Origin of the sequence: Wolbachia endosymbiont (group B) of Protocalliphora azurea (assembly GCF_947251865.1) — a bacterium.
Taxonomy (GTDB): domain Bacteria; phylum Pseudomonadota; class Alphaproteobacteria; order Rickettsiales; family Anaplasmataceae; genus Wolbachia.
This window is the reverse complement of record NZ_OX366394.1, coordinates 1,151,947-1,174,494: the sequence shown is the minus strand read 5'-3', so window position 1 is coordinate 1,174,494 and position 22,548 is coordinate 1,151,947. Positions and strand designations below refer to the sequence as shown.

The window sequence follows — 22,548 nt, the reverse complement described above, 5'->3', positions numbered from 1 at the left end:
ATTTTTATTCCGGTGTGTGACGAATATCTGTACGAACATTTCGATGTCATCCGAGTAGCTGACACTGGTTCTTTTTTTCTGGATTCCAGCGTTACGCGCTGGAATGACATTAAATAGTTTTCCTTAAAATTTGAGTTATGCAACCAGCCTCTTTGGTGTGATTCGAGTAGCTGAAACTGGAATGAAATTATTGCTACTCCCACTCAATAGTTGCTGGTGGCTTGGAAGTTAAATCATACACAACTCGATTTACTCCGGAAACTTTGTTAACAATTATACTACTGACGTCTTGCAAAAACCTCCAAAATACTAACGAATGTTGATCTTTATTTTCAAATGGAAATGCATCAGCTGTCATGCCATCAGATGAAGTCACAGCCCTTAAAGCGCAAACATATCCGTATGTACGATTATCTCCCATAACTCCCACAGTTTTTACTGGTAACAGTACAGCAAAAGCCTGCCATATTTTATCATACAGATCATAATTTTTCATTGTGTTGATATATATTTCATCTACTTCTTGCAATATTCGTACCTTTTCTTCATCAACCTCACCTATGATCCTCACTGCAAGTCCAGGCCCAGGAAATGGATGTTGAAATATTATCTCATCTGAAAGCCCAATTTCTTTGCCAAGCAGCCTTACTTCATCTTTAAAGAGATAGCGTAAAGGTTCTACTAATTTCAGATTCATTTTTTCTGGCAACCCACCAACATTGTGATGAGATTTAATTGTACTAGTGTTTCCTGAAGCGTGCCCTGATTCAACTACATCAGAGTAAATGGTGCCTTGCATTAAAAAATCCACATCACCTATTTTTTTTGCCTCTTCTTCAAATACTTCGATAAAAGTATTGCCGATAATTTTTCGCTTTTCTTCCGGATCAGTTATTCCCTTTAACCTACTTAAAAACAAGTTTGATTTATCAACGTAATTTATTGGAATTTCTTTTAACATAGCAGTGGTCTGGCTCTTACGCAATAACCCAGTATCGATAAAAATACAGTTTAATTGTTTTCCTATAGCTTTGTGTGTAAGAACTGCTGCAACACTTGAATCAACCCCCCCACTTACTGCAGCAATTACTTTTTTCTCCCCTACTAAGTTTTGAATTTTTTCCTTCTGTTTTTCAATGAATGACTTCATTGTCCAATCTCTCTCACAATTTGCAATATCTAAGAAATTAGAGAGAAGTTTACTACCATTTGTCGTAGGCTTAACTTCAGGATGGAACTGAGTGCAGTAAATCTTCCGCTGTTCGTTGGCAATTATTGCGATTGTTTGATTTATTATACCTGAGGCAATAGCAGTAAATCCTTGCGGTATAGTTTCGACACTGTCTGCATGGTTCATTAGCACATCGACTTCGGAATTAACGTCCCAAGTATCCTTTATAATTGGGGATTCTTTTAGTATCTTGATTTTAGTTTTGCCAAATTCCTGATTGAATTCTTTTCTTACCTTTGCCCCGAAATAATGACAAATGAGTTGCTGTCCATAACATATTCCAAGTATAGGAGTGTTTATTGTTTCGTTAAGTTTTATAATTTTATGTGCTACTTCACTTACTTCAGAGCAATTGTCATTTACAGATTGCGGTCCTCCAGAAAAAATAAATCCATTGAATTTTGATACTGTTTCGAAATCGATATTGCTTGGAAATATTTCACAGTAAACGCCCATTTCCCTGATTTGTCTTGCAATAAGCTGTGTAAACTGTGAACCAAAATCAATAACGGCAATTGCTGACAATGTGCTCCTCCATATTATTTAAAGCAATATTTGATAATAAAGAAAACAATAAAGTAAGTAAACTAAGACCTGTTTAAAAACTTTAATATATGACTAAAGTAACTTAAATTTACTGCAACAGATTTATGATTAAGCTGTCTTAATTATCATTCTGATACTCTCTTCTTATCATAATAGCAACCCCAACATCTTTCCTTAAGTTGATGCCATTGCCTGAACGGATACGTTTAATATATATATAAATTCCTATCTTTTATATCTAATAAACCAAGTGTTGGTACGATTGTTGCTTTCAGGAAGATGACGGTTTCTACTGTCTTAGCCAGTTTTTTTGACTTTTGATGCAATAAGTTTTGGTTATCTTTTCTATGCTCTATAAGCCCACCAATTACCATAACTTCGCCGCTCTTAATTTTTAACGTAGAGTGCATTTCTCTGGTTTCAATAATTGGAATGTCACTATTTAATTTCATTTTATTCTGTTGTGCGACATATTCTATATTTGGGTCTTTAGTGTAATTGTTAATTCTTGATAAGGTTGGGTGTATATCCATAAATATTTCGTTAGTATCAATGTTAATGCTTGGGTGGATTATTAACACCACACCTATTGGAGTGCTATTCATCTTGGTAATTAAGGCATGATTGGAGTTTCCGGTATCTTTCTGTATATCGGAAGTAAAATAGATATGGTTTTTAGTAAATGAAATCATTGCTTGCTGATTATTTATAGCATGTACTCTAGGGCTTGAAATTACGGTTGAAGTGCCAAACTTGTCTAAAGTTTTTACTAAATTTTCTAAATCAGAGTTCATTACCAGGCTAGTAATGGAACTATCTTGATTTGTTATAGATTTTGTTTCATTATGCAAATCATTTAAGTTGATACCAGAAAGGTATTTATCGTCTAATACAACTTCAACTATTTTGGCCTCGATCATTACTTGAGAAGACGCCAATTTCTTAACTTTATTAATATATTCTTCAACAGCTTTGTGAATATCTTTTCTAGCATTTAGAATAATGACACCAGCTTCTCTGTTGGATGAAAGAAATTCACCATCATCCACTCCATTAACATCCATTATTGCATTTAAGCCTTTTTCTAATGAACTCCATAAGTCACTGCTATATTGAGACTTTCTAACATTCCTGTCAGCATCGCTGCTTGTAACATTGCCACTAACGACAAAATTGCTTTGAGCAGAGTGTTGAATATTGATGAAGTCTACGTAATAATTTTGTGCATATGGCAAATCTTGTTCAATTCTAATTACACCATTATTCATTGAGTAACGCAATTTGGCGCTGTTGGCTATATTCTGAATTACTTCGTTTATGTTCTTATCTTTTAGCTTTAAAGTAATATTACCTGATATTTTGGGATCTATGTCTAAGTTAATGTCAGAAAGTTTTCCTATTTCAATCAGTAAATCCTTTACTGGTACTTTTTCATCAACATTAATCGAAAGAAACTGATTACTGGTTGTAAGATCGGGAAACTCTACCGGTAAAGGTATCATTTCTGGTATTGCTGGTTCGTTATTCTTCAAAGGAGTATTATATTGTTGCAACGAATAATCGTGCTTATAATTGTCTATATTAACAGAATGTTGCTTGTTAGGTAAATGTGTGCAAGAAATAATGAAAAGGAGTATTAAACATTTTAAAATAGCCATGAGGGCAGCATACAAATCTATACTAATAGTTTTCTATAAAAATGTTAAAAATGTATTTAATTGTATCCGTTCAGGGGAGTGGTTTAAGAAATGATAGATAGGAGATTATGAAAAGGGTTTAGCCGCATGGAAGTGGGATGAAAAGAAGCACTGGTTTCACATGCGTCTGAACAGACACCATTTTACAGCATTTTAAATTTGTCCTGTGCAATGTTTGTACAGTTGCGATAAAAATTACTTGACAAATTTTGACAGCTTTGTTACTTTGATAGTGAAGATATTCTAGAGCTCGAAATCTATCTTCGTCTGCAGACTTTTCAACTTCATTAATTTATAATCTCTAGTTAAAGTATATTGTACTTATGTATAGATAACTTCTATCATAGCTATATACATTTTTCTGAGTTTTTTTGTATTACTTAGGAGGATCATCATGTTTAAAATCATGGATTACGCATATCATTGACATAAATGCCTTAAAAGGACAGATGGTACCTACGTCCTCTTTATATAGATTATGTATTTGTTCAGATACGACTAAATTGTGTCTAGTGTAGAAAAAATTAGACAAATTCAGCCTTATATAGAACCAAATTCAACGGAAGTAGAATTATCCTCATTTCCATAATAGTAAGGATTTGCTTCTTGCGTATTATTAACAGCAGTTTTTAATAGTACTTCCTTATCACTATTCCATGCAACTTTCTCCATAATTGGAATATAATCCTTACACTTTTGATTATCTCCACAATCCTTGATTTTACCATCATCATTTAGATAACGCTTCAATGCATCATAGTATACTTTAGTGTTATTACCCTCTTTATCTATCATTTGTCCTAAGGTATTAACAAGTATCAATGGTGCAACTTGTTTTGCTTTTACAACACTTGTTTCACTGGGCTCTCTAAAGAGATTAGGACATGCTCCTCTGGAAAAAAAGCTTTTGTTGAATTCTGGATTACTATGGTAAACGTTCGGGTAACAGAAACTCTTAATCTCTTCTTCTTGACACGCTAACTCTATTTGATCATCCACACATTTTTCACATTCTATATTACCAAGCCAGGATATTGAATTAAGATCCTCTGTAAAGGCAAATTTAAAATTTACTGCACCATAATTACCATTTGCTCCCTCTTCTATATATTTTGCAATCTTAGGATTACTGTACATCTCAGGATATAATTCCTTTAGTAAATCAGATGAACTAAAACCTTGACAACCTATCTTATTATCAACTTTATAAAAATGAGAATACGGCCCACAATTTTCATACTTGGAACAATCTGAGGTTACTTTTCGAGATGTAATTTCTCCATTTTCATTCTCTCCTTCATCGGTAACAGGTTCGCCCGTACCACTTCCTTTTTTACATTCTTCAGCTATTTTTTTATACCACTCAGTCTCTGCTTTTGCTCGCTTAACTTCCTCTTCACATTTCGTAAGCTTCTTTTCTACTAGTTCAAAATCCTCTTTTACTACGGAACTATTTGTAAATTCCTTCTCAGTCGTAGTTTCACCTTCAGTGATCTCATCTATATCCTCTTCACCATAAAAAAGTTTGTTGTTATATAAATAACTATTATTAATTTGGTCACTATAGGTGTTTTTTGACATCGGAACCTCCTCTACAGTCAAAATTGAAATTGTATTAAAATAAAAAAACTACAAATTTAATGTGAGTAAAAGAAACCACATTTCAAGAAACTTCATGGTAACTTAGGAGCTATTATAAGCTAAAGTAATTAAAAATTTAATAACTTGAATTATAAATATAGCATATCTATCAATAGAAATTTTCTTTCAATTTCTAACGTATCTTTGCTAATTTTGCATACAGTTCACCTTAGAGAGTCATGATTCTTCTACTTTCATGTGATTAATCACTATAATCTTGAAGTGTGGTTTGTACGTAATTAGTTCTGGAACTTGCTAATGGATGATTGCTCTACATTTTAATCTCTGTCGCTGTTCACAACATTACACTCTGGAACTGCATACCTAATACCGCATACTGATTTCTCTCTTTATCTTCTGCAAATTAATTAAATGAAGGGCATTAAGTATCCACACTACTAAAAAAAGTGTGGTACAAAATATAAACATTGCAATGAGTGGCAGCAGTAAAGAACCTTCTATTGCTACTCCACCTTTTCTAAAAATACTTGCTGGCTGATGAAGAGTAGACCATAAATTCACAGAAAATTTTACTATGGGAATATTTATAGCACTAAAAATGGCAAATACTGCTGATGATTTCTCTGCTCTTGCTTGATTATCAAAAGCGCTCCACAATGAAAGATAACCAACATACAGAAAGAACAAAATCAGCATTGAAGTAAGCCTTGCATCCCATACCCACCAAGTACCCCATGTTCCTTTTCCCCAGACGCTACCTGTGATTAAGCATATTGCCGAAAAGACTGTCCCTGCAGGAGCAGCAGCATGTGCCAAAACACTAGCAACGCTATTGTTCCACACCAATGAAATGAAACTGAGTGATGCAATGAGTCCGTATATTCCAAGAGCAAGCCATGCAGAAGGCACATGAAGATACATAATTCGTACAATTTCTCCTTGTTTATAATCTCCTGGGGAGAAGAATAATGCCAAGAACATTCCAATTAAAAAACATGCGAAACAAATAACCCCAAGCCAAGGTAGAGCTTTTTTAGTAAAAGAAGTGAAATTTGTAGGCTTTAATAAAAACATTTGTTTTGAGAATAATTGTGTTAAGAATTTATCAATTAGTTTGAGTTTTATCAACAAGATAGTTTTTCTATATTTACGTAGTATAATAAATTAGCACAATTTCAGTAGCAGATTGCTTGCTATTATTTTTAGTATAACGTTGATGACCCTTAAAAAGCTTAACCTACACTTAGTGTCAGATTCAAGTGGTGAAACTGTTATATCAGTTGCAAAATCAGCCCTGAAACATTTTCGTTCTGTAGAAACTATCGAATATGTTTGGTCTTTTGTAAAAGGAGAAGAGCAGATCGATAAAATTCTGGAGGAAATTGAGAGAAAAAGTGATGAGCATAACTTTGTTATATGCACTATTACTGATGATGGGCTCAGAAAATATCTAAAAGATAATTGTATCAAGTTAAAAATTCCATATCGAGCAATATTATCACATATTATTAGAGAAATCTCATCCTATCTTGAAATTGAAAAGGATGAAAAACTTGACCTGTATACTGAAATAAATAACGAGTATTTTCAGCGTATTGAGGCAATAAACTATACCATCAATCACGATGATGGACAAAATATTCAAGATATTGATAAAGCCGATATAATTTTGGTTGGAGTTTCACGCACATCAAAATCTCCCACTAGTATGTATTTAGCTTACCGAGGCTATAAAGTTGCAAATGTTCCTTTTGTTAGCGAGATACCCTTTTACGTCGACTTAGCAAAATTAAGAAATAAACTGACTATAGGAGTAACAATAGACGTAAGAAGGCTAATAGAAATACGCAAAAATAGACTGACTTCAATTAATAATGAAGGTAATAATATATATGCTGACCCTAGAAAAGTAGAAAAGGAAATTAAAGAAGCAGAGGAGTTCTTTAAGCAAAATAACTGGCCAATTATTGATGTTACGCAAAGGTCGATCGAAGAAGTATCAGCAACAATTATACAATATTTTAATAAAATTTAATCAATTGACTAACTCGCTGTAAGTGATAATAATGTAAGGTAATTCTATTCTTACTGTAGATATGAAAGTTAAAGGATCGCTAAAATCTCATCGTAACAGAGATAAAAATTGTAAAGTTGTGAAAAGGGGTGGTAAGGTTTATATTATAAATAAGGTAAAGCCAAGATGTAAAGCGCGTCAAGGTTCTTAGCTGGGAACGTTCAAAAAAGTGTGTCAAGCCGCATTTTTAGTTCAACTCAATTTTCAATCTATCTGGAAAGAAAATATCAAGTTGAGACATAGTTAAAGCCCAATTAGGGAGAGCCATAATCCACCTTTGCTCTACCTTTTTTATAGCACAATATACCTGTTTGTACAAGGCATTTGTACTAGTAAATGAACCCTTAGTTTTAGTAAATTTCCTGATTTGTCTATGCAACCCCTCAATTGGATTAGTGGTGTAAATCAGCTTCCTAACTGGCCCAGAATACTTAAAATAACTGGATAAGTTTTCCCAATTGTTCTGCCAGGATTTTATAACTAAAGGATACTTTTCTCCCCATTTTTCTTCCAGCTCAAGCAGATAATTCTCAGCAATTTCTTTACTTGAAGCACGATATATTTTTTTCAGATCATTCATGAAAACTTTTACATCTTTACTGGATACATATTTCAGAGAATTTCTTATTTGGTGTACTATACATAGCTGCACTTCTGCACTGGGAAATACACTGTTGATGGCTGCAGGAAAGCTTTTTAGCCCATCTACACATGCAATCAGAATATCTTCTACTCCTCTTTCTTTGAGGTCATTTAAAACTCCCAACCAGAAGTTAGCTCCCTCACTTTCAGCCAGATAAAAACCTAATACTTCTTTTCTGCCATTTTGATTTATACCCAATATATTATACATGCATTTACTTACGCAATGTCCGTCCTCCTTGACCTTAAAAAACATGCCATCCATGAACACTATTGGATACACTGATTGCAATGGACGGCTGCGCCATTCATTGATTATTGGTAGCAGTTTATCAGTAATATTGGATATCTCTGCTGCTGATATTTTATGGTCATATATTTCCTCAACGTGTGAAGCTATGTCTCTGTATCCCATGCCACTGGCGTATGTACTTAAGACCTTTGCTTCAAGTTCTGGATGTAGGCTTGTTTGCCTTTTTTTGACTATTTGCGGTTCAAAGCTTCCTTCTCTGTCTCTTGGTGTTAATAGTTCAAATGAGCCTGAACTTGTACGTAAAGTTTTTGCATTCCTTCCATTTCTTCGGTTATTTTCTTCACTTTTAGCTGACATGTGGCTTTCTATTTCACCTTCCAGACTTGCCTCTAGCAGCCTTTTTATAAACGGTGTTAATGCTCCATCTCTTCCTGTCAATGGTCTTCCTTCTCGTATAGATGACAGGATATTTGTTTCTAATTCTTTATAATCTACCAAACCAGTAGTTCTATTTGCTTGACTCATATCAAACCTCCATTTTTTATATCAATTTATTACTTTTTTTTCGGTTTGACACACTTTTTTGAACATTCCCTCTTAGCTTTTTGTTTTCCTTTTTATGTCATATGTTTTTCATATGGAAGCATGGTTAGAAAGAAACAAAAACTGTTGCATAGCACTGCCCATTTCTTCTCTTACATTATATTTTGGTATTAACATGATTACAGGCAGACGTGGCTTGTTAACATTAATTAACTTAAAAAAAAGAAATTAATTACGTGCGTCAACAAGTCCATGAATTTTAGTTCCACCCTAAGCCCTCTTGAGCTTGAGAATTTTTTCTATATATAGGCTGAGCATGAATGACATCTGATCATCAATTATGCAAATCTTGTTGTGCATACTTAAGTCATTTTGCCAAAATTCCCTTTTTGCATCACCTTTTAAACCTCTTGTGTATACTTCTGTAATTGTGGTAAATTTTTGATCATTGGCAGCCACTTCTCCACACTGCTTCCATACATATTCTCAACTTCTTCTCGCTTTTACTGTGTATTCCTTTTGTGCTCTTTAAAACGGTACCTTCTATATATATATTTATTGTCATTAGGCTAAGTTACCGCTTTTTTTCCATTTTTATACTTCCTGCCCTTGATTAATTTGACCTGCTAACATTTTGTTTACAGGGCCTGCTATTAACTCTGCACAATTTATTCTTATGGTAAAAACTTCTTCTTCACTCTTATTTTTCCTTAACTTGACGCATATGGTTTGTTAAATACTCCCGTCTGTCAAGGAATTTCTACTCATGAAGGTTATGGCTTGGAAGATTACTGAAATTTTGAAAAATGTAGTCTACTTCTATATTCAAATATATCAAGCAGTAATTCAAAATTAGCTATTGTACCTTTTGCACTATTATATGCAAGGTTGAGCAATTCTCTGTCCTCATATAAATCAGCAAATTTAAACTCCATGCACCCTGATTGTTTTGTGCCTAGAATATCTCCGCTACCCCTCAGCATCATATCCTTTTCAGCAATATAAAATCCATCTTGTGACTCACACATAATCTTTAACTTTGAATACGAACTTTTACTGAGATTGTCATATAACAGTACACAAAAAGACGGTTTATTTCCTCGTCCTACTCTACCTCTTAACTGATGTAATTGCGATAACCCGAACTGCTCTGCATTCTCTATAATCATAATAGTTGCATCTGGTACATCTATGCCAACTTCTATCACAGTGGTTGCAACAAGCAGAGAAAATTCATTTCTCTTGAAGGAAAACATCACTTGATCTTTCTGCTCTTGAGTTAGTTTTCCGTGTATTATTCCGACTCTATCAAAAAATGTCTTTTGTAGTTCCTGAAAGCGCATTTCTGCTGCGGCAATATTGAGTTCTTCGTTTTCTTCTATGTATGGACAAATCCAATATGCTTTTTCGCCTCTATTTATAGCATTTTTCAGTCTTTGAATAATATCTGATACTTTTTTAACGTTCATAATAACGGTTTTTATTGGCAATCTAGATTTTGGTTTTTCCCTTAAAATAGAACATTCAACATCACCATACATAGCTTGCTGCAAGGTTCTTGGAATGGGAGTTGCAGTAACAAAAAGTATATCGGTATTTTCTCCTTTTCCTACCAACCGATTCCTCTGTATCACTCCAAATCGCTGTTGTTCGTCTATGACTGCGAGTCCTAAATTTTTAAATGTAACGTTAGCTTGAAATAATGCATGAGTACCAATTACTATATTTAAAATACCACTTGCAAGTTCGTTCATAATAATCTTTCTTTCCTTGCGCGCAGTTTTACCGGTAAGCAAAGCAACTTTTATATCAGTACAAGATAGAGCTTCTTCGATCCAATTATAATGTTGCTCAGCCAAGATAGTAGTTGGTGCCATTAGAGCTGCTTGCATGTTATTTTCTACCACATTCAGCATCGCAAAGAGTGCAACTACAGTTTTGCCACTCCCAACGTCACCTTGCAGCAGACTTACCATGCGGTATCTGGATTTTTGTCTTTCTGAGATTTCATCTATCGCTCGAATTTGATCATTTGTTAATTGGAACGGTAATTCATTTAAGACCTGCTCTTTGTATTTACTCAATATTATAAATTCTTTTCCCTCTTTTTTTACATGATTTTCCCTTGCAAGCTTTAGTGCCAACTGGTACGCAAATAGCTCATCATAAGCAAGTCTTTCTCTGCAAACTTCTGCTTCTGCGAGTGAGCTCGGTCTGTGCAATCTTATGATGCTTTCTTTCCAATTCAGCCATTTCTTTTGCTTGATTAATGTTTCATCTATCCACTCTGGCAAATCAGGCAAATCTTTTAGATTAGAACTTATTATGTTTCTAATGCTCTTGTTAGTAATACCGCGACATAATTGGTAAACTGGCTCTATGCAGGCTATTTCTTTAAATTGATTGATATCAGATAACATATAATCTGGGTGAGTAATTTGCCAATGTTCGGCAAACTTTTCAAGTTTACCACTGATTACTATATCTGTTCCAACTGGAAATAATTTATACAAATATTTAACTGAGTAATTAAAAAAAACTATAAATAAATACTGACTTTCACTTTCAACGATTATTTTATATGGCCTACCTCTAACAGTGGGGCGCTGGTGCTCATACACTTTTGCCATAAAAGTTGTAAATTCTCCTACTTGAGCATCAGGTAGTGATTTACTTCTATCCACATAACTGAGCGGCCTATAAAACAGCAAGTCCATTACTCTGTCTCCACCGCAAAGTTTAGGCAATATTGCGGAATGAAACTTTGGTATATTCTCAATTTTACTATTTAGAAAAGTCAGCACACTTGACTGCTCATCAACATTCATACTGTGTAAAACCGTTTATTCATAATAGAGCCTTACTAAAATCCTGTCACCCTATTATGACTGTCTATGTTAAGTATATTATTGACATATTAACTATTTTTATGTATTATTATACTATCAGCAATTCATATCAAAGTATTAACAATGAACAACTCTACACAGGAAAAAAATGAAAATCCAGTCGTTACACTAAAAGCTCAGGCAGAAAAGTTTGATTTCAGTAAGTTAAGAGCTCCAAGAGATAATAAAGCAGCAAATTCTGGTGAAGCTATATATAAAGATTTTGACAGAATGGACTTTGTTATTAAAGACAGAAATATAGACAAAATCTTAATTAAAGCGCTGGTAAACAGAAATAAGGAAGGATTTGATAAGATTTGGGAAGAATATTGTGAAGATCCGGAAATCCCTAGTGATAAAAAAACTGATCAATATAAAGAAGAGATTAAAAGATTTTACGATTTAGGCAAAGAACACACGCATCTATTACCGAAAGAAGGAGATAAAAACAAGAGTTATCGTGCATTTGCAAAAGAAGTTTTTAAGGAAATATTTGAATATGCCAACGCTCAGGTTCCAAGTGACTCTATCTTAGAGGAATTGGTTACCAATTGTAATCAGGCAGGGTATGAAGCTATTGTATCTATAGAATCTCAAATTGCGCTTGAACAATATTCACTTATAGTATCTTCCCCTGAAAAAGTTATAAATATTGATTATGTTAACCAAAATAATGTGAGTATTAGGTCTGATATGAAACTACCTATATTCTTCCACGAGAGTAATGGTCAATTCGGTGATAAGGTATGTGATCTATCCAGCTCACTGGAATTTACACTTGAATCTCAAGATGGGAAAGATGATGTGATATATAAAGATGGCAAATTGTCACTTACTGTGCCTCGAAAATTGAGAGATTATAAAACTGATGGCATAAGTTTATTTGATATTATTAAAGAATATTTCTATAAATTCTGCGAGAAGTTAGGATTCAAGTTTGAAGTAGAAATAGAACACAATTTTGAAGAAGAAGATTCTTTATATGAAGGTGAGGAGTATAACTTTGAGGGAGAACGTCTTGTGTTTCAAGAACAACCTCAAAACTATATAGAAGATCCAGATGTGGATCCTCTTAATAAAAAACGTGAAATTTCACCTTGATAATATGTACTAGACGCAACTTAATCTGACAGAAAAACTAATGTCAATCTCTATGTTTGATGCTACTAATATTTTTCTAAAAAGCAATATGCTTGCTATCAAGAAAAGTCTGCATAGCAATATTTACCTAAATGAGGCCTTGTCTCAATTCCTAAATATAGCTGTGATTTTCTGGTTTATCATAGCCCATATCAGTCAAAATGCGCGATAATAGCACCATCAAAGAAAGATATATTAAAAAGATTAGCGGCAGTAATTGCAGTTTTCTCTGTTTGCCATAGCAACTCTTGAGTAGGTATCAATAATAATGATAATCTATATATCTGCTATAAAACCTCGAGATCCGTAGAATAGGGCTGACTAAGGTTCTCATACATTCCTGTATGCTGAGAACATAAAAGCTCTTTTGATTCTATTCCTAAATCCTCAAGTATTTGCTCCTGTTCAGCTATAAGTTCTAATAGCCCTGTTCCACTTTCACTTACTTCACTTCGTTCAAGACACATAAGTTCTGTTAACTCTGCTATGTCTTCTCTAGAAAGCTGATTTTTTTCAGAAAAAGTTGCTTCACTCATATGGTCCTCTTTTTGATATAAAGAGTATCTTATACAAGAGAATAACTAAAATAATCTAAACTCTTGTGTCATATTTGTAGCTTGGTGTAGTTATATGGTACATTTCAGATAAGAGTACTGATTATCTAATTGTAGGAGAAGACCTAGTCAAAATATAAAAAAGCAGTGGAATTTGGGGTGGTAAATTCAGAAGTGTCTGAATAACTGTGTGAACTAAGTTCGGAGGAGAATAGTATCAAGAAAGGAGAAAATTATATGGTCTTACCTTTATTGATGTATTAATTGAGAAGAGTTCTTAAAAGTTAATGTTTTGTTAGTTGTTTCATACTAAAATAGGCATATATAAATAATTAGGAGAATGTTATGCGGTCTAATTCCAATTCACTTAATAAATACGGATATGTATCTGATGCAAATGGATTGTCTCACCAACAAATGGGAATGTATGATGATTTAGGAAGATATGAAGTTGCTGATGAAGATATGATGTACCAAAAAAACTATGGTATTATTGGTGATAGTTTAAAAAAAGTAACAAATCTGACTGGAGATACAGCAAAGAGTATAGCAGATTACCTTATTAAACCTGTTAGTGATCAGGTTGCAAAGCAAATCGTTGTTCCATTAGGAACGGAGATTATAAGTAAAATTGTCGTACCTATTACAAAGAAAGTTGCAGAACAAAATCAAGACATGATAAAAGAGCTAACAGATAAACTCATGGTTCGCGTGGAAGATTTTGCTCGGTTACAAATAGAAAAATTAAAAGAAGACGTAAAGCAAGAGATAACATCAATACCAGGTAAAGTTTTAGAGAAGATAAAACCTTCTTCATGGCTTCCATGGAAAGCAGAAAGTTTGGATGAAGCTTATTCTGACACTTATGTACCAAATGATATAGATGAATTTGCATGGTAGAGCTTCAAGGTTTAGCAAAATGTTTTTTGGTTTATATTCGCTTGAGGTTAACATCATTGGCCTTAAGCTTTTTTTAATGCTAAATGATCTTACTGTATATCTACAAATTCTTCCTGTGATTTTCAACTCTAGAGGTTATGCTTAAATTATAATATCTACCAAAAAAATAGTCATTTTGCTTGGATATTTGATATAATTTAGATCTATTAAAGCAAAAGCATGAATGAAGTAATAACATTTGGTTGTCGTCTAAATTTCTACGAGAGTGAGTTAATCAAAGAAGCATTAAAAAAAGCAAAGAGAGAAAATGTTGTTGTAGTGCATAGCTGTGCAGTGACAAACGAAGCAGAACGCCAAGTGAAGCAAAAAATACGTAAGATCTATAAAAACGACCCAAGTAAAGAAATTATCGTAGTTGGCTGTGCCGTTCAATTAGATCCTAAATCATATAGTGATATTCCTGGTGTAAGTAAAGTGCTAGGTAATCAAGACAAGCTAAGAGCTGAAAATTATCTACTAAATAATGATGAAATCTTAGTCAGTGATAACCAAGTAGAACCTATTCTCATTAATGGATTTGAAGATAAATCAAGGGCATTTATTGAAATTCAAAATGGTTGTAATCATAGTTGTACATTTTGCTCAATTACTGAGGCAAGAGGAAATAATCGATCTGTGCCAGTAAACAATATTATAGAGCAAATTAAGATTTTTATAGAAAATGGGTATCAAGAAGTGGTGTTTACAGGTGTTGATATTACTGACTTTGGTACAGATTTGTTTGGTAAGCAATCACTTGGTTCGATGGTTAGGAGAGTTTTAAAGGATATACCACAGTTAAAGAGACTAAGACTTTCCTCTATTGATGTTGCTGAAGTTGATGATGAACTAATGGATTTAATAGCTAATGAGTCAAGACTTATGCCTCACTTACACTTGAGTCTACAGTCTGGTAATAATTTAATACTAAAGAGAATGAAACGTCGTCACAATAGAGAACAAGTGATAGAATTTTGTCATAAAATGAAGAGCTTAAGACCTAATATAGCATTTGGCGCTGATATTATTGCTGGATTTCCAACAGAAACTGATGAAATGTTTCAGGATACAGTTGATTTACTGAAAAAAATAAATGTAGTTTATCTACATGCTTTTCCATATTCAGAGCGGAAAAACACACCTGCTGCACGGATGCCACAAATATCAGAGAATGTACGTAAAGAACGAGTAAAGCATCTAAGAGAAATAAATAAAGAAATGATGAGCAGTTTTTATCAATCTTTGCTCGGCACTGAGCAAAGCGTTTTGGTTGAGCAGAATAATATTGGTAGAACAGAAAATTTTGCATTAATAAAACTTACATCAAGAGTTCAAGCTAAAAGTATTGTGAAAGCTCATGTTAAAGGAATAGAAAATAATTGTTTAATTGGAAATATTATTTCTTAATTTTTGTACATTAAAGGAATATATGATATAGTAGTTATACTATAAGTGATAATTCATTTATGATAATTAGAATATCTATTGCTTTATTTTTCATCTTCGTTCCGTGTGTCTATTTTTTTATTACTTATATCAGTAACAATACACACATTGAGCAAGTGCAGCCCTTAAAATTAGAAACGGACAATAATGAAAGTGTGATACATTCTGAAGAAGTTACTGAAAAAGAAGTGCCAATAAAATGTCAAGAACTTGAAAGTAGTTCACCTTCTGTTTTCCAAGTAGCTAATCAGAAAAATATATGGCCAAGTATTGCAGATCAAGCTGAACCTACAAAGGAAAAATCAAAAAAACTTGATTTCTATGTTAGTGCTAATGGTGGTAAGATATATTCTGATAGCTCAGAAGTATTTGTGGAGGGTATACGTGCAATAGGAAAAAGAATTCTTGCTTTAGCTGAGGGCCGTTATGGTGGTTTTCTTTTAGACCTATTCTTAGGAGATGAAATTAAAAACATAAAAAAATTTAACGGTAAAATTGATTTTCAGTGGCTTAGCAGCATATCTGTAGGTTACTATGCTGGAGAAAATGGCCGAGTTGATTTTGAGACCATGTATTCTAAAGTCAATATTGAAGATAGTAACTCTCCTCCGGTATTTGATAAATCAGCAAGTGTATCTGCATTCTTATTAAATTTTTACTATAACTCTAATGTTCAAAATACTCAATTTGCTCCGTATATTGGTCTTGGTATAGGATCAACAGTTTTTAGATTAAAAAGGATTGATAAATCATCTAAAAATTTAATGCCACTGAATGTTCCTTGGCTTGTTTATCAAATAAAGCTTGGTGTTGATTACTCAGTAATTCCAGAAGTTAAAACCTTTCTCGGCTATCGTTACTTTAATATTCCAACACCTATTGCAGACGATATATCCACTCATAATATTGAAGTTGGTTTGATGTTTAATTTTTAGTAATAATATCTTTTCAATTCTAATATCCTGATTTCCATTCAGAAATTTGATAAATCTATCCATATCTTTAATCTTATGGCCATATCCTTTGTGATAGCCTGAAGATGGTTTCTGTTTCTTTTTTCCTTTTCTTCCACAAATATATTGGTTTTATGCTCACTAAATTGGTGAGCATGTTACAACGTTTTTGACGACGAAAAGACTGGATAGCTACTTTCATGACAACCATTTAGTTGTCTTTTCTCGTCTATCTTATTTTGTCACTCTGCTGAACAGATACTAAAGTACTAGCTTTTGTGGGTTGATGCACAATTCTATCAGAAGTTTTGTGACTATAATTGCAGAAAACATCGAGCATAAAACTCCTATCGATAAAGTGATAGAAAATCCTCTAATTGCTCCGCTACCAATAATGAACATTATTCCTGAAGCAATTAGTGTAGTGAGGTTTGAATCAAGAATTGTTTTTATTGCGTTTTTAAATCCTTCTTCAATGGCACGAGCTGTTCTTTTTCCTGCTCTTATTTCTTCGCGGATGCGTTCAAATATTAAAACATTTGCATCCACTGACATGCCAACAGTTAGCGCAATTCCAGCAATTCCAGGGAGAGTAAGAGTTGCTTCAAGTAAGGTAAGAATGAGTAGTATAGAGATTACATTAAAAACGAGTGCAACAGACGCTAATAAGCCTAATTTGCCGTAAGTAATGATTATAGATAAACCAACGGCTATGATAGAGATTATTGCTGCAATTTCTCCTGCTTTTATTGACTCTTCTCCAAGGCTTGGACCAATGTTTTTTTCTTCAATTATTTTAAGTGGTGCAGGTAGTGCACCTGATTTTAAAAGTATTGCAAGTTCACTCGCTTGTTTTTCAGTGAAATTACCGCTAATTTCTCCCTCTCCATTTAGAATAGGTTCACGTATTGTTGGTACAGTTAAGACTGTGTTATCTAAAACAATTGCAAAAGGCTTTCCTACATTTTCTTTAGTAATTTTTGCAAATTTTTTACTTGCTATGCTGTCGAATTTGAAATGTACTGTTGGTTTACCTAAATTGCCAAATCTAACTGATGCGTTAACTAATGAATCACCGCCTATTTCAGTTTTGCGGAATATCGGGTAGGAATTACCCAAAGAATCCTTGAGCATAATCGTAGTGTCATGATCGATATCTTGCATTTTAGCTACATTGGTGTTTGCCAAATGGAAGGCCAGCTTGGCTGTTTTGCCAAGCAGAGATTTTATCTGCTGAGTGTCTTCTACTCCAGGAACTTGGACTAATATCTTATTTTGTCCTTGTTTTTGCACACTTACTTCCTTAGTACCAAGCTTATCTAAGCGTCTTTGAACATTAACTATTGACTCTGAAACTACTTCATTGATTAATGAATTCTTATAATGCGGTTTATATGAAATGAAAATTGCAGTATTTTTTCTACTCAATTCTAAATTTGGGTTTATTTTATGTATTAACGTTGAAACTTTTTTGTAATCATCAATATTATTTAAAGTTACAACCACTTGTTTATCGTTTTTTGCGCTAAATTCAATCTTTTGTGTTAACAGACCTTCTTTTATTTCATCGGTTAGCATGCTTAGTTTCTCTTTGAAGTAAAAATCTAAGTCTACATTTAGAAGCAGAGATGATCCACCTTTCAGGTCAAGCCCTAAATTTATTCTCTTTTTTGAGGTAAAGAACTTATTATCAATAAAATTTGGCAGTATTATATATAAGGACAGCAAAAAAATTAGTAACACTGAAAGAGATTTAACTATTATCTTGTTTGGCATAAATTTAAACTATATTAGTGCATTGTAGACCGAATAGTTGCTAATCACAAGCACCTAAAAGATTAGGACCGCCTAAAGCCCTGATCTATAATTGATGGTCTGCGTTTGTTTTTCTAAAATATCATTATAAATCCATGAATGAGGTTCAGAGGTAGCTTTAAGATTCTCTATTTGTTTATTTTTTCTAATGCTATCAATCGGAAGGTAAATGCATAAACCAAGTATTGAGAAAGTAACTATGGTAGCTGGTATGTGAATAGCAAGAAATTCACTATAACTTGGATCTTTCCAACCGAGAGGACTAGATAGAGAAGGATGAGAGGAAAATCTGGGAATTGCTACTACTGCACTTAATGCTGTTAGAATAATAGCGACAGTAGTACATACAAGAGGTAAAATATTCTTTTTATTAAATCTGCCATTAGAATCTTTTAAAATATCAAACATACATACTCCTAGATTACTAAATGTTCGTGATACTAAGGGCTAATTGTAAAATGTTCAATAACTAAATTGGAGATAATAAAAAATGGGCATAGAATATAGACATATAATATGAAGGATATATGCTAGTTAAAATAGGTACGAGAGGAAGCGACCTTGCGCTCATCCAAGCTTTGGAAGCAAAACAAAGATTATTAGAGTCTTTTCCTAATCTATCCGTTGAGATCATTAAAATCAAAACTTCTGGTGATAAATATGCTAATGTAACCCTTGCTGAAATAGGAGGTAAAGGACTGTTCCTCAGGGAGATTGAGGCTGAATTACTCAAAAATAATATAGATATGGCGGTTCATTCGCTAAAAGATGTACCTGCGTTTTTCTCGAAGGACTTAACAATTCCTTGTGTTTTAGAGAGGCTAAGTCCATGTGATGTATTTATTTCTCATAAATATAAGAGCCTAAAAACTTTGCCACAGCAGGCTACAATTGCAACTTCTTCAATAAGAAGAAAAGTTCAGCTGTTAAATCTCAGGCCAGACTTAAATGTAGTGCCACTGCGTGGAAATGTGACAACTAGACTGCAAAATCAGAATTTTGATGGAATGATTTTAGCTGAAGCAGGGCTGATAAGATTAAAAAAATATCACTTAATTACAGAGGTATTGCCACCAAAAGTCATGTTAAGCGCAGTAGGGCAGGGGACAATTTGCATTCAATGCCGAAAGAATGATATAAAAGTTATCGATCTTTTAGAGAAAATTAATAATAATATGTCTTTTATAAGGGCAAAATCAGAGCGCAGTTTCATGAAGACAGTAAATGGTTCATGCTTTACACCGCTTGCAGCTTTAGCAGAATATGTGAGTGAAAACATGCTACATCTTTATTGTATGTTAGCGGGCGAGAGAGTTATATACTTTACTGAACGCACTTCGTTTGTAGAAGATGCAGAAAAAATGGGTATGGATGCAGGATTAGAGTTAAAATCAAAATGCTTATAAGCTTACCTAAAGTATGTGGAATCTACCGTTATAATGTTTCAATGTCTAAAATGACTTGGTTAAATGTTGGTGGCCAAGCTGATGTACTATTTAAGCCACGTGACATTGAAGATCTAATGTGCTTGATAAAAGATGCGGAGTTACCAATTAGCGTTATCGGTGCAACATCCAACATAATAGTGCAAGATAGTGGCATTCGAGGAATAACGGTGAAATTAGGTAAGGAATTTGCGTATATTAAATGTAAAGATAATAGCTCCATAGTTGCAGGTGGTGCTGCACTGCTTAGTAACCTTGCATACTTTGCCGGAGAACAGCAAATTAGTGGGCTTGAGTTTCTTGCTGGAATTCCAGGAACAGTTGGCGGTGGGGTAGAGATGAATGCAGGTGCATATGGTAGTGATATTGCGAGTGTTGTAAAATTTATAAGGGCAGTGAATCTAGAAGATGGAAATTTATATGAATTCTCCAGCGAAGAAATGGGATATTTTTATCGTGGACATAGTCTAAAAGGCAGGTGGATTTTTATTGAAGCTGAATTTAAAGGAGTAAGTTCAGAGTATGAGCTTATATTGCAAAGATTGAAAGAAGTTATTGATAAAAAAAATAAAAGTCAACCAGTAAGAGGAAAAACTGCTGGTTGTATATTCAAAAATCCAATAGGCTGCAAGGCATGGAAACTGATTGATGAGTCTGGCTGCCGAGGATTAAGTAACGGTAGAGCTAAAATTTCTAAGAAACATTGTAATTTTCTACTCAATTACAATAATGCAACTGCACTTGACTTAGAAAACCTTGGCAACAGAGTACAAGATGCAGTAAAAGATAAATTTAACATTGAACTTGAGTGGGAGATAAGAGTGTTAGGTAGATAGCTGCTGCTGATTATCTTAACCTAATTCCAAAAATTATTGTATAATATTATTTTGAGGTTTTATTTTCAATGCGCAAACTTGCAATATTCTTTTCTATACTGTTTGCAGTTGTCGCTTACTATTTAAATAATGAAGTGATATTTGAAGTAGCAAAGCTATTTAGTGATATATTCATCAGTTTGTTGAAATTAATCAGTTTACCTTTGGTTTTTCTATCTATCGTATCCACAATTTCAGGGCTTAAAGACTCAATTGAAATTAAAGTATTACTTAAGAAGACGCTGTTTTATACGCTGCTTACAACCATTATAGCTGCATTTGTTGCGCTATCTTTCTATTTATTCATAGATCCAGTAAGAAAAAATTTCATAAGTAACACAATAGAAAGTGTGAGTGACAGCAACCACAATTACTTCTCATACTTAAAATCACTCATTCCATCAAATTTTGTGCAAGTTTTTCTTGAAAATAACGTTATTGGCAGCATATTGATTGCTTTTTTGATGGGTGGAGCTATTATTTCGCTCTCAAAAGAAAAACAGGATATATTACACCAAATATTCTCTGCACTGTTTGATACACTTCTTAAAATTGCTCAAGGGTTGTTAAAGTTTATTCCTCTTGCTGTATGGTCTTTTATCACATGTTTTTTATACGAGTTAAAAGGTGGCAGCGAATTCCATAGTCTTTTTTGGTATTTTGCTTGCATAATGTCTGCAAATTTCGTGCAAGCATTTGTGATTTTGCCACTACTCATGTGGTATAAAGGTATATCACCAATTCAAACGATGAAAGGTGTTATGCCAGCACTTACACTTGCGTTTTTTTCTAAATCATCTAGTGCAACGCTGCCTACAACCATAGACTGTGTGCAAAATCAGCTAAAAGTGCCAAAGAAATTGTCATCTTTTATTCTACCAATATGTACAACTATCAATATGAATGCGTGTGCTGCATTTATTTTGATTACAGTGATGTTTGTTGCAGAGATGAATGGGCACACATTTTCCTTAAGTGAGATGTTCATATGGATTTTTTTAGCTACAGGAGCTGCAATTGGTAACGCTGGAGTGCCGATGGGGTGCTATTTTATGGCAACTAGTTATTTGGTATCAATGAATGTTCCTTTGTACATTATGGGATTGATTTTGCCTATTTATACAATCATTGATATGTTTGAAACTGCAATAAATGTGTGGTCTGATATCTGTATAACGCAGATAATTAATAAAGAATTTCAAACTCAAGAATGATATTAGATAATACAATAATAAAAGAATTTGAAGAGGCTGGTGCGATTTTGCACGGACATTTTGTACTCTCGTCAGGGCTGCACAGCAACACTTACATACAATGCGCTAAAATTTTTGAAAATCCAAGCAGAGCAATGAACGTTTGTGAGCTATTGGCGAATAAAATAAGAAAAGAGCTTATTGAACCCATAGATTTAATACTATCTCCTGCGATTGGTGGAATAATTGTGGGTTATGAGATTGGTAGACAGCTTGGAATCCGAACAATATTTTGCGAACGTGTTAATGGTAAATTTGAATTACGCCGTGGATTTGAGATTAAACAAGGTGAGAAGATATTACTAATTGAAGATGTGATTACCACAGGTAAATCTTCACTTGAAGCAGTAAAATGTGCAGAAGAGAAGGGAGGTAAAGTTGTTGTTGAAGCTTCTTTGATAAAGAGAAGTAGTGAAACAAAACTACCTTTTTCTATTATATCTTTGATTGAACTGAACATTCAAAACTATAGCGAGAAAGAACTGCCAAGTGAGTTAAAACAATTACCCATAACGAAACCTGGGAGTAGAGAATATTTAACAAAGTAATTCTATATAGTATATTTTCTCTTGGTTTAGCTAAGGGTTTTATGGGTTTTTTAAATTTTGCCCATAAAACCCCTTTCATGATTAAAAATACACTAAATCTTGGT

Annotated in this window: 20 protein-coding genes; 10 read left to right on the top strand and 10 right to left on the bottom strand. The window is 33.6% G+C overall.

The annotated features are described in order from the left end of the window. Nucleotides 1–193 precede the first annotated feature (193 nt). The 4 genes from guaA to ccmC form a co-directional block, all read right to left on the bottom strand. Nucleotides 194–1,756, bottom strand: a complete 1,563-nt coding sequence (gene guaA / locus OPR35_RS05525; protein ID WP_052265035.1) for a glutamine-hydrolyzing GMP synthase — start codon at nucleotides 1,754–1,756, stop codon at nucleotides 194–196. 227 nt (nucleotides 1,757–1,983) lie between these two features. Beyond that, the gene (locus OPR35_RS05520; RefSeq protein ID WP_026097225.1) at nucleotides 1,984–3,450 is read right to left on the bottom strand and encodes a type II secretion system protein GspD; all 1,467 of its coding nucleotides are present in this window, start codon (nucleotides 3,448–3,450) and stop codon (nucleotides 1,984–1,986) included. A gap of 564 nt (nucleotides 3,451–4,014) precedes the next feature. Continuing rightward, nucleotides 4,015–5,055 carry a hypothetical protein gene (locus tag OPR35_RS05515; RefSeq protein ID WP_007301930.1) on the bottom strand — a complete coding sequence of 347 codons (1,041 nt, stop codon included), beginning with the start codon at nucleotides 5,053–5,055 and terminating at the stop codon, nucleotides 4,015–4,017. 384 nt (nucleotides 5,056–5,439) lie between these two features. Then, a complete protein-coding gene (gene ccmC / locus OPR35_RS05510) occupies nucleotides 5,440–6,150 on the bottom strand; it encodes a heme ABC transporter permease CcmC (RefSeq protein ID WP_007301928.1) in 711 nt (236 codons plus the stop codon). A gap of 142 nt (nucleotides 6,151–6,292) precedes the next feature. On the opposite strand from ccmC, the gene OPR35_RS05505 reads away from it, so the two are divergent. Next, nucleotides 6,293–7,111: a pyruvate, water dikinase regulatory protein gene (locus OPR35_RS05505; protein WP_019236612.1), complete on the top strand. Its 819-nt coding sequence runs from the start codon at nucleotides 6,293–6,295 to the stop codon at nucleotides 7,109–7,111. Nucleotides 7,112–7,172: 61 nt separating this feature from the next. Continuing rightward, a complete protein-coding gene (gene ykgO / locus OPR35_RS05500) occupies nucleotides 7,173–7,301 on the top strand; it encodes a type B 50S ribosomal protein L36 (RefSeq protein WP_006015378.1) in 129 nt (42 codons plus the stop codon). Between the two features lie 36 nt (nucleotides 7,302–7,337). Here ykgO and OPR35_RS05495 read toward each other — a convergent pair whose 3' ends face one another. The 3 genes from OPR35_RS05495 to recG all read right to left on the bottom strand — a co-directional run bounded on the left by OPR35_RS05495 (nucleotide 7,338) and on the right by recG (nucleotide 11,416). Next, the gene (locus OPR35_RS05495; protein ID WP_265024688.1) at nucleotides 7,338–8,570 is read right to left on the bottom strand and encodes an IS256 family transposase; all 1,233 of its coding nucleotides are present in this window, start codon (nucleotides 8,568–8,570) and stop codon (nucleotides 7,338–7,340) included. 288 nt (nucleotides 8,571–8,858) lie between these two features. Further along, nucleotides 8,859–9,047: a hypothetical protein gene (locus tag OPR35_RS05490; protein WP_007301926.1), complete on the bottom strand. Its 189-nt coding sequence runs from the start codon at nucleotides 9,045–9,047 to the stop codon at nucleotides 8,859–8,861. 329 nt (nucleotides 9,048–9,376) lie between these two features. Further along, nucleotides 9,377–11,416: an ATP-dependent DNA helicase RecG gene (gene recG, locus OPR35_RS05485; protein WP_052265032.1), complete on the bottom strand. Its 2,040-nt coding sequence runs from the start codon at nucleotides 11,414–11,416 to the stop codon at nucleotides 9,377–9,379. A gap of 144 nt (nucleotides 11,417–11,560) precedes the next feature. Here recG and OPR35_RS05480 point away from each other — a divergent pair, with 144 nt between their 5' ends. Continuing rightward, complete coding sequence (locus tag OPR35_RS05480; RefSeq protein WP_265024787.1) at nucleotides 11,561–12,577, top strand: hypothetical protein; 1,017 nt, start codon at nucleotides 11,561–11,563, stop codon at nucleotides 12,575–12,577. Nucleotides 12,578–12,903: 326 nt separating this feature from the next. On the opposite strand, the gene OPR35_RS05475 is transcribed toward OPR35_RS05480, so the two are convergent. Then, nucleotides 12,904–13,152 (bottom strand): hypothetical protein, encoded by a 249-nt coding sequence (locus tag OPR35_RS05475; protein WP_007301923.1) that lies wholly within the window; start codon nucleotides 13,150–13,152, stop codon nucleotides 12,904–12,906. Nucleotides 13,153–13,515: 363 nt separating this feature from the next. Between OPR35_RS05475 and OPR35_RS05470 the strand changes: the two genes are divergently transcribed. The 3 genes from OPR35_RS05470 (at nucleotide 13,516) to OPR35_RS05460 (ending at nucleotide 16,490) form a co-directional block, all read left to right on the top strand. Further along, complete coding sequence (locus OPR35_RS05470) at nucleotides 13,516–14,070, top strand: hypothetical protein (protein ID WP_007301922.1); 555 nt, start codon at nucleotides 13,516–13,518, stop codon at nucleotides 14,068–14,070. Between the two features lie 219 nt (nucleotides 14,071–14,289). Then, nucleotides 14,290–15,516, top strand: a complete 1,227-nt coding sequence (gene mtaB / locus OPR35_RS05465) for a tRNA (N(6)-L-threonylcarbamoyladenosine(37)-C(2))-methylthiotransferase MtaB (RefSeq protein ID WP_007301920.1) — start codon at nucleotides 14,290–14,292, stop codon at nucleotides 15,514–15,516. A 59-nt stretch (nucleotides 15,517–15,575) separates the two neighbouring features. Beyond that, nucleotides 15,576–16,490, top strand: a complete 915-nt coding sequence (locus OPR35_RS05460; protein WP_265024786.1) for an outer membrane protein — start codon at nucleotides 15,576–15,578, stop codon at nucleotides 16,488–16,490. A 279-nt stretch (nucleotides 16,491–16,769) separates the two neighbouring features. Here the strand turns inward: OPR35_RS05460 and secD are convergent, their stop codons facing one another. Continuing rightward, on the bottom strand, nucleotides 16,770–18,284 hold the full coding sequence (gene secD, locus OPR35_RS05455) for a protein translocase subunit SecD (RefSeq protein ID WP_012481842.1): 1,515 nt from the start codon (nucleotides 18,282–18,284) through the stop codon (nucleotides 16,770–16,772). Nucleotides 18,285–18,356: 72 nt separating this feature from the next. Further along, nucleotides 18,357–18,731: a hypothetical protein gene (locus tag OPR35_RS05450; RefSeq protein WP_007301917.1), complete on the bottom strand. Its 375-nt coding sequence runs from the start codon at nucleotides 18,729–18,731 to the stop codon at nucleotides 18,357–18,359. A 119-nt stretch (nucleotides 18,732–18,850) separates the two neighbouring features. On the opposite strand from OPR35_RS05450, the gene hemC reads away from it, so the two are divergent. The 4 genes from hemC (at nucleotide 18,851) to pyrE (ending at nucleotide 22,444) form a co-directional block, all read left to right on the top strand. Further along, entirely contained in the window at nucleotides 18,851–19,729 is an 879-nt protein-coding gene (gene hemC / locus OPR35_RS05445; protein WP_007301916.1) for a hydroxymethylbilane synthase, read from the top strand. Continuing rightward, nucleotides 19,720–20,604 (top strand): UDP-N-acetylmuramate dehydrogenase, encoded by an 885-nt coding sequence (murB, locus tag OPR35_RS05440; protein WP_265024785.1) that lies wholly within the window; start codon nucleotides 19,720–19,722, stop codon nucleotides 20,602–20,604. Before hemC ends, murB begins: the two co-directional genes overlap by 10 nt. Nucleotides 20,605–20,672: 68 nt before the next feature. Beyond that, nucleotides 20,673–21,857 carry a dicarboxylate/amino acid:cation symporter gene (locus OPR35_RS05435; protein ID WP_265024784.1) on the top strand — a complete coding sequence of 395 codons (1,185 nt, stop codon included), beginning with the start codon at nucleotides 20,673–20,675 and terminating at the stop codon, nucleotides 21,855–21,857. Further along, nucleotides 21,854–22,444 carry an orotate phosphoribosyltransferase gene (gene pyrE / locus OPR35_RS05430; protein WP_052265028.1) on the top strand — a complete coding sequence of 197 codons (591 nt, stop codon included), beginning with the start codon at nucleotides 21,854–21,856 and terminating at the stop codon, nucleotides 22,442–22,444. Before OPR35_RS05435 ends, pyrE begins: the two co-directional genes overlap by 4 nt. Nucleotides 22,445–22,548: the final 104 nt, after the last annotated feature.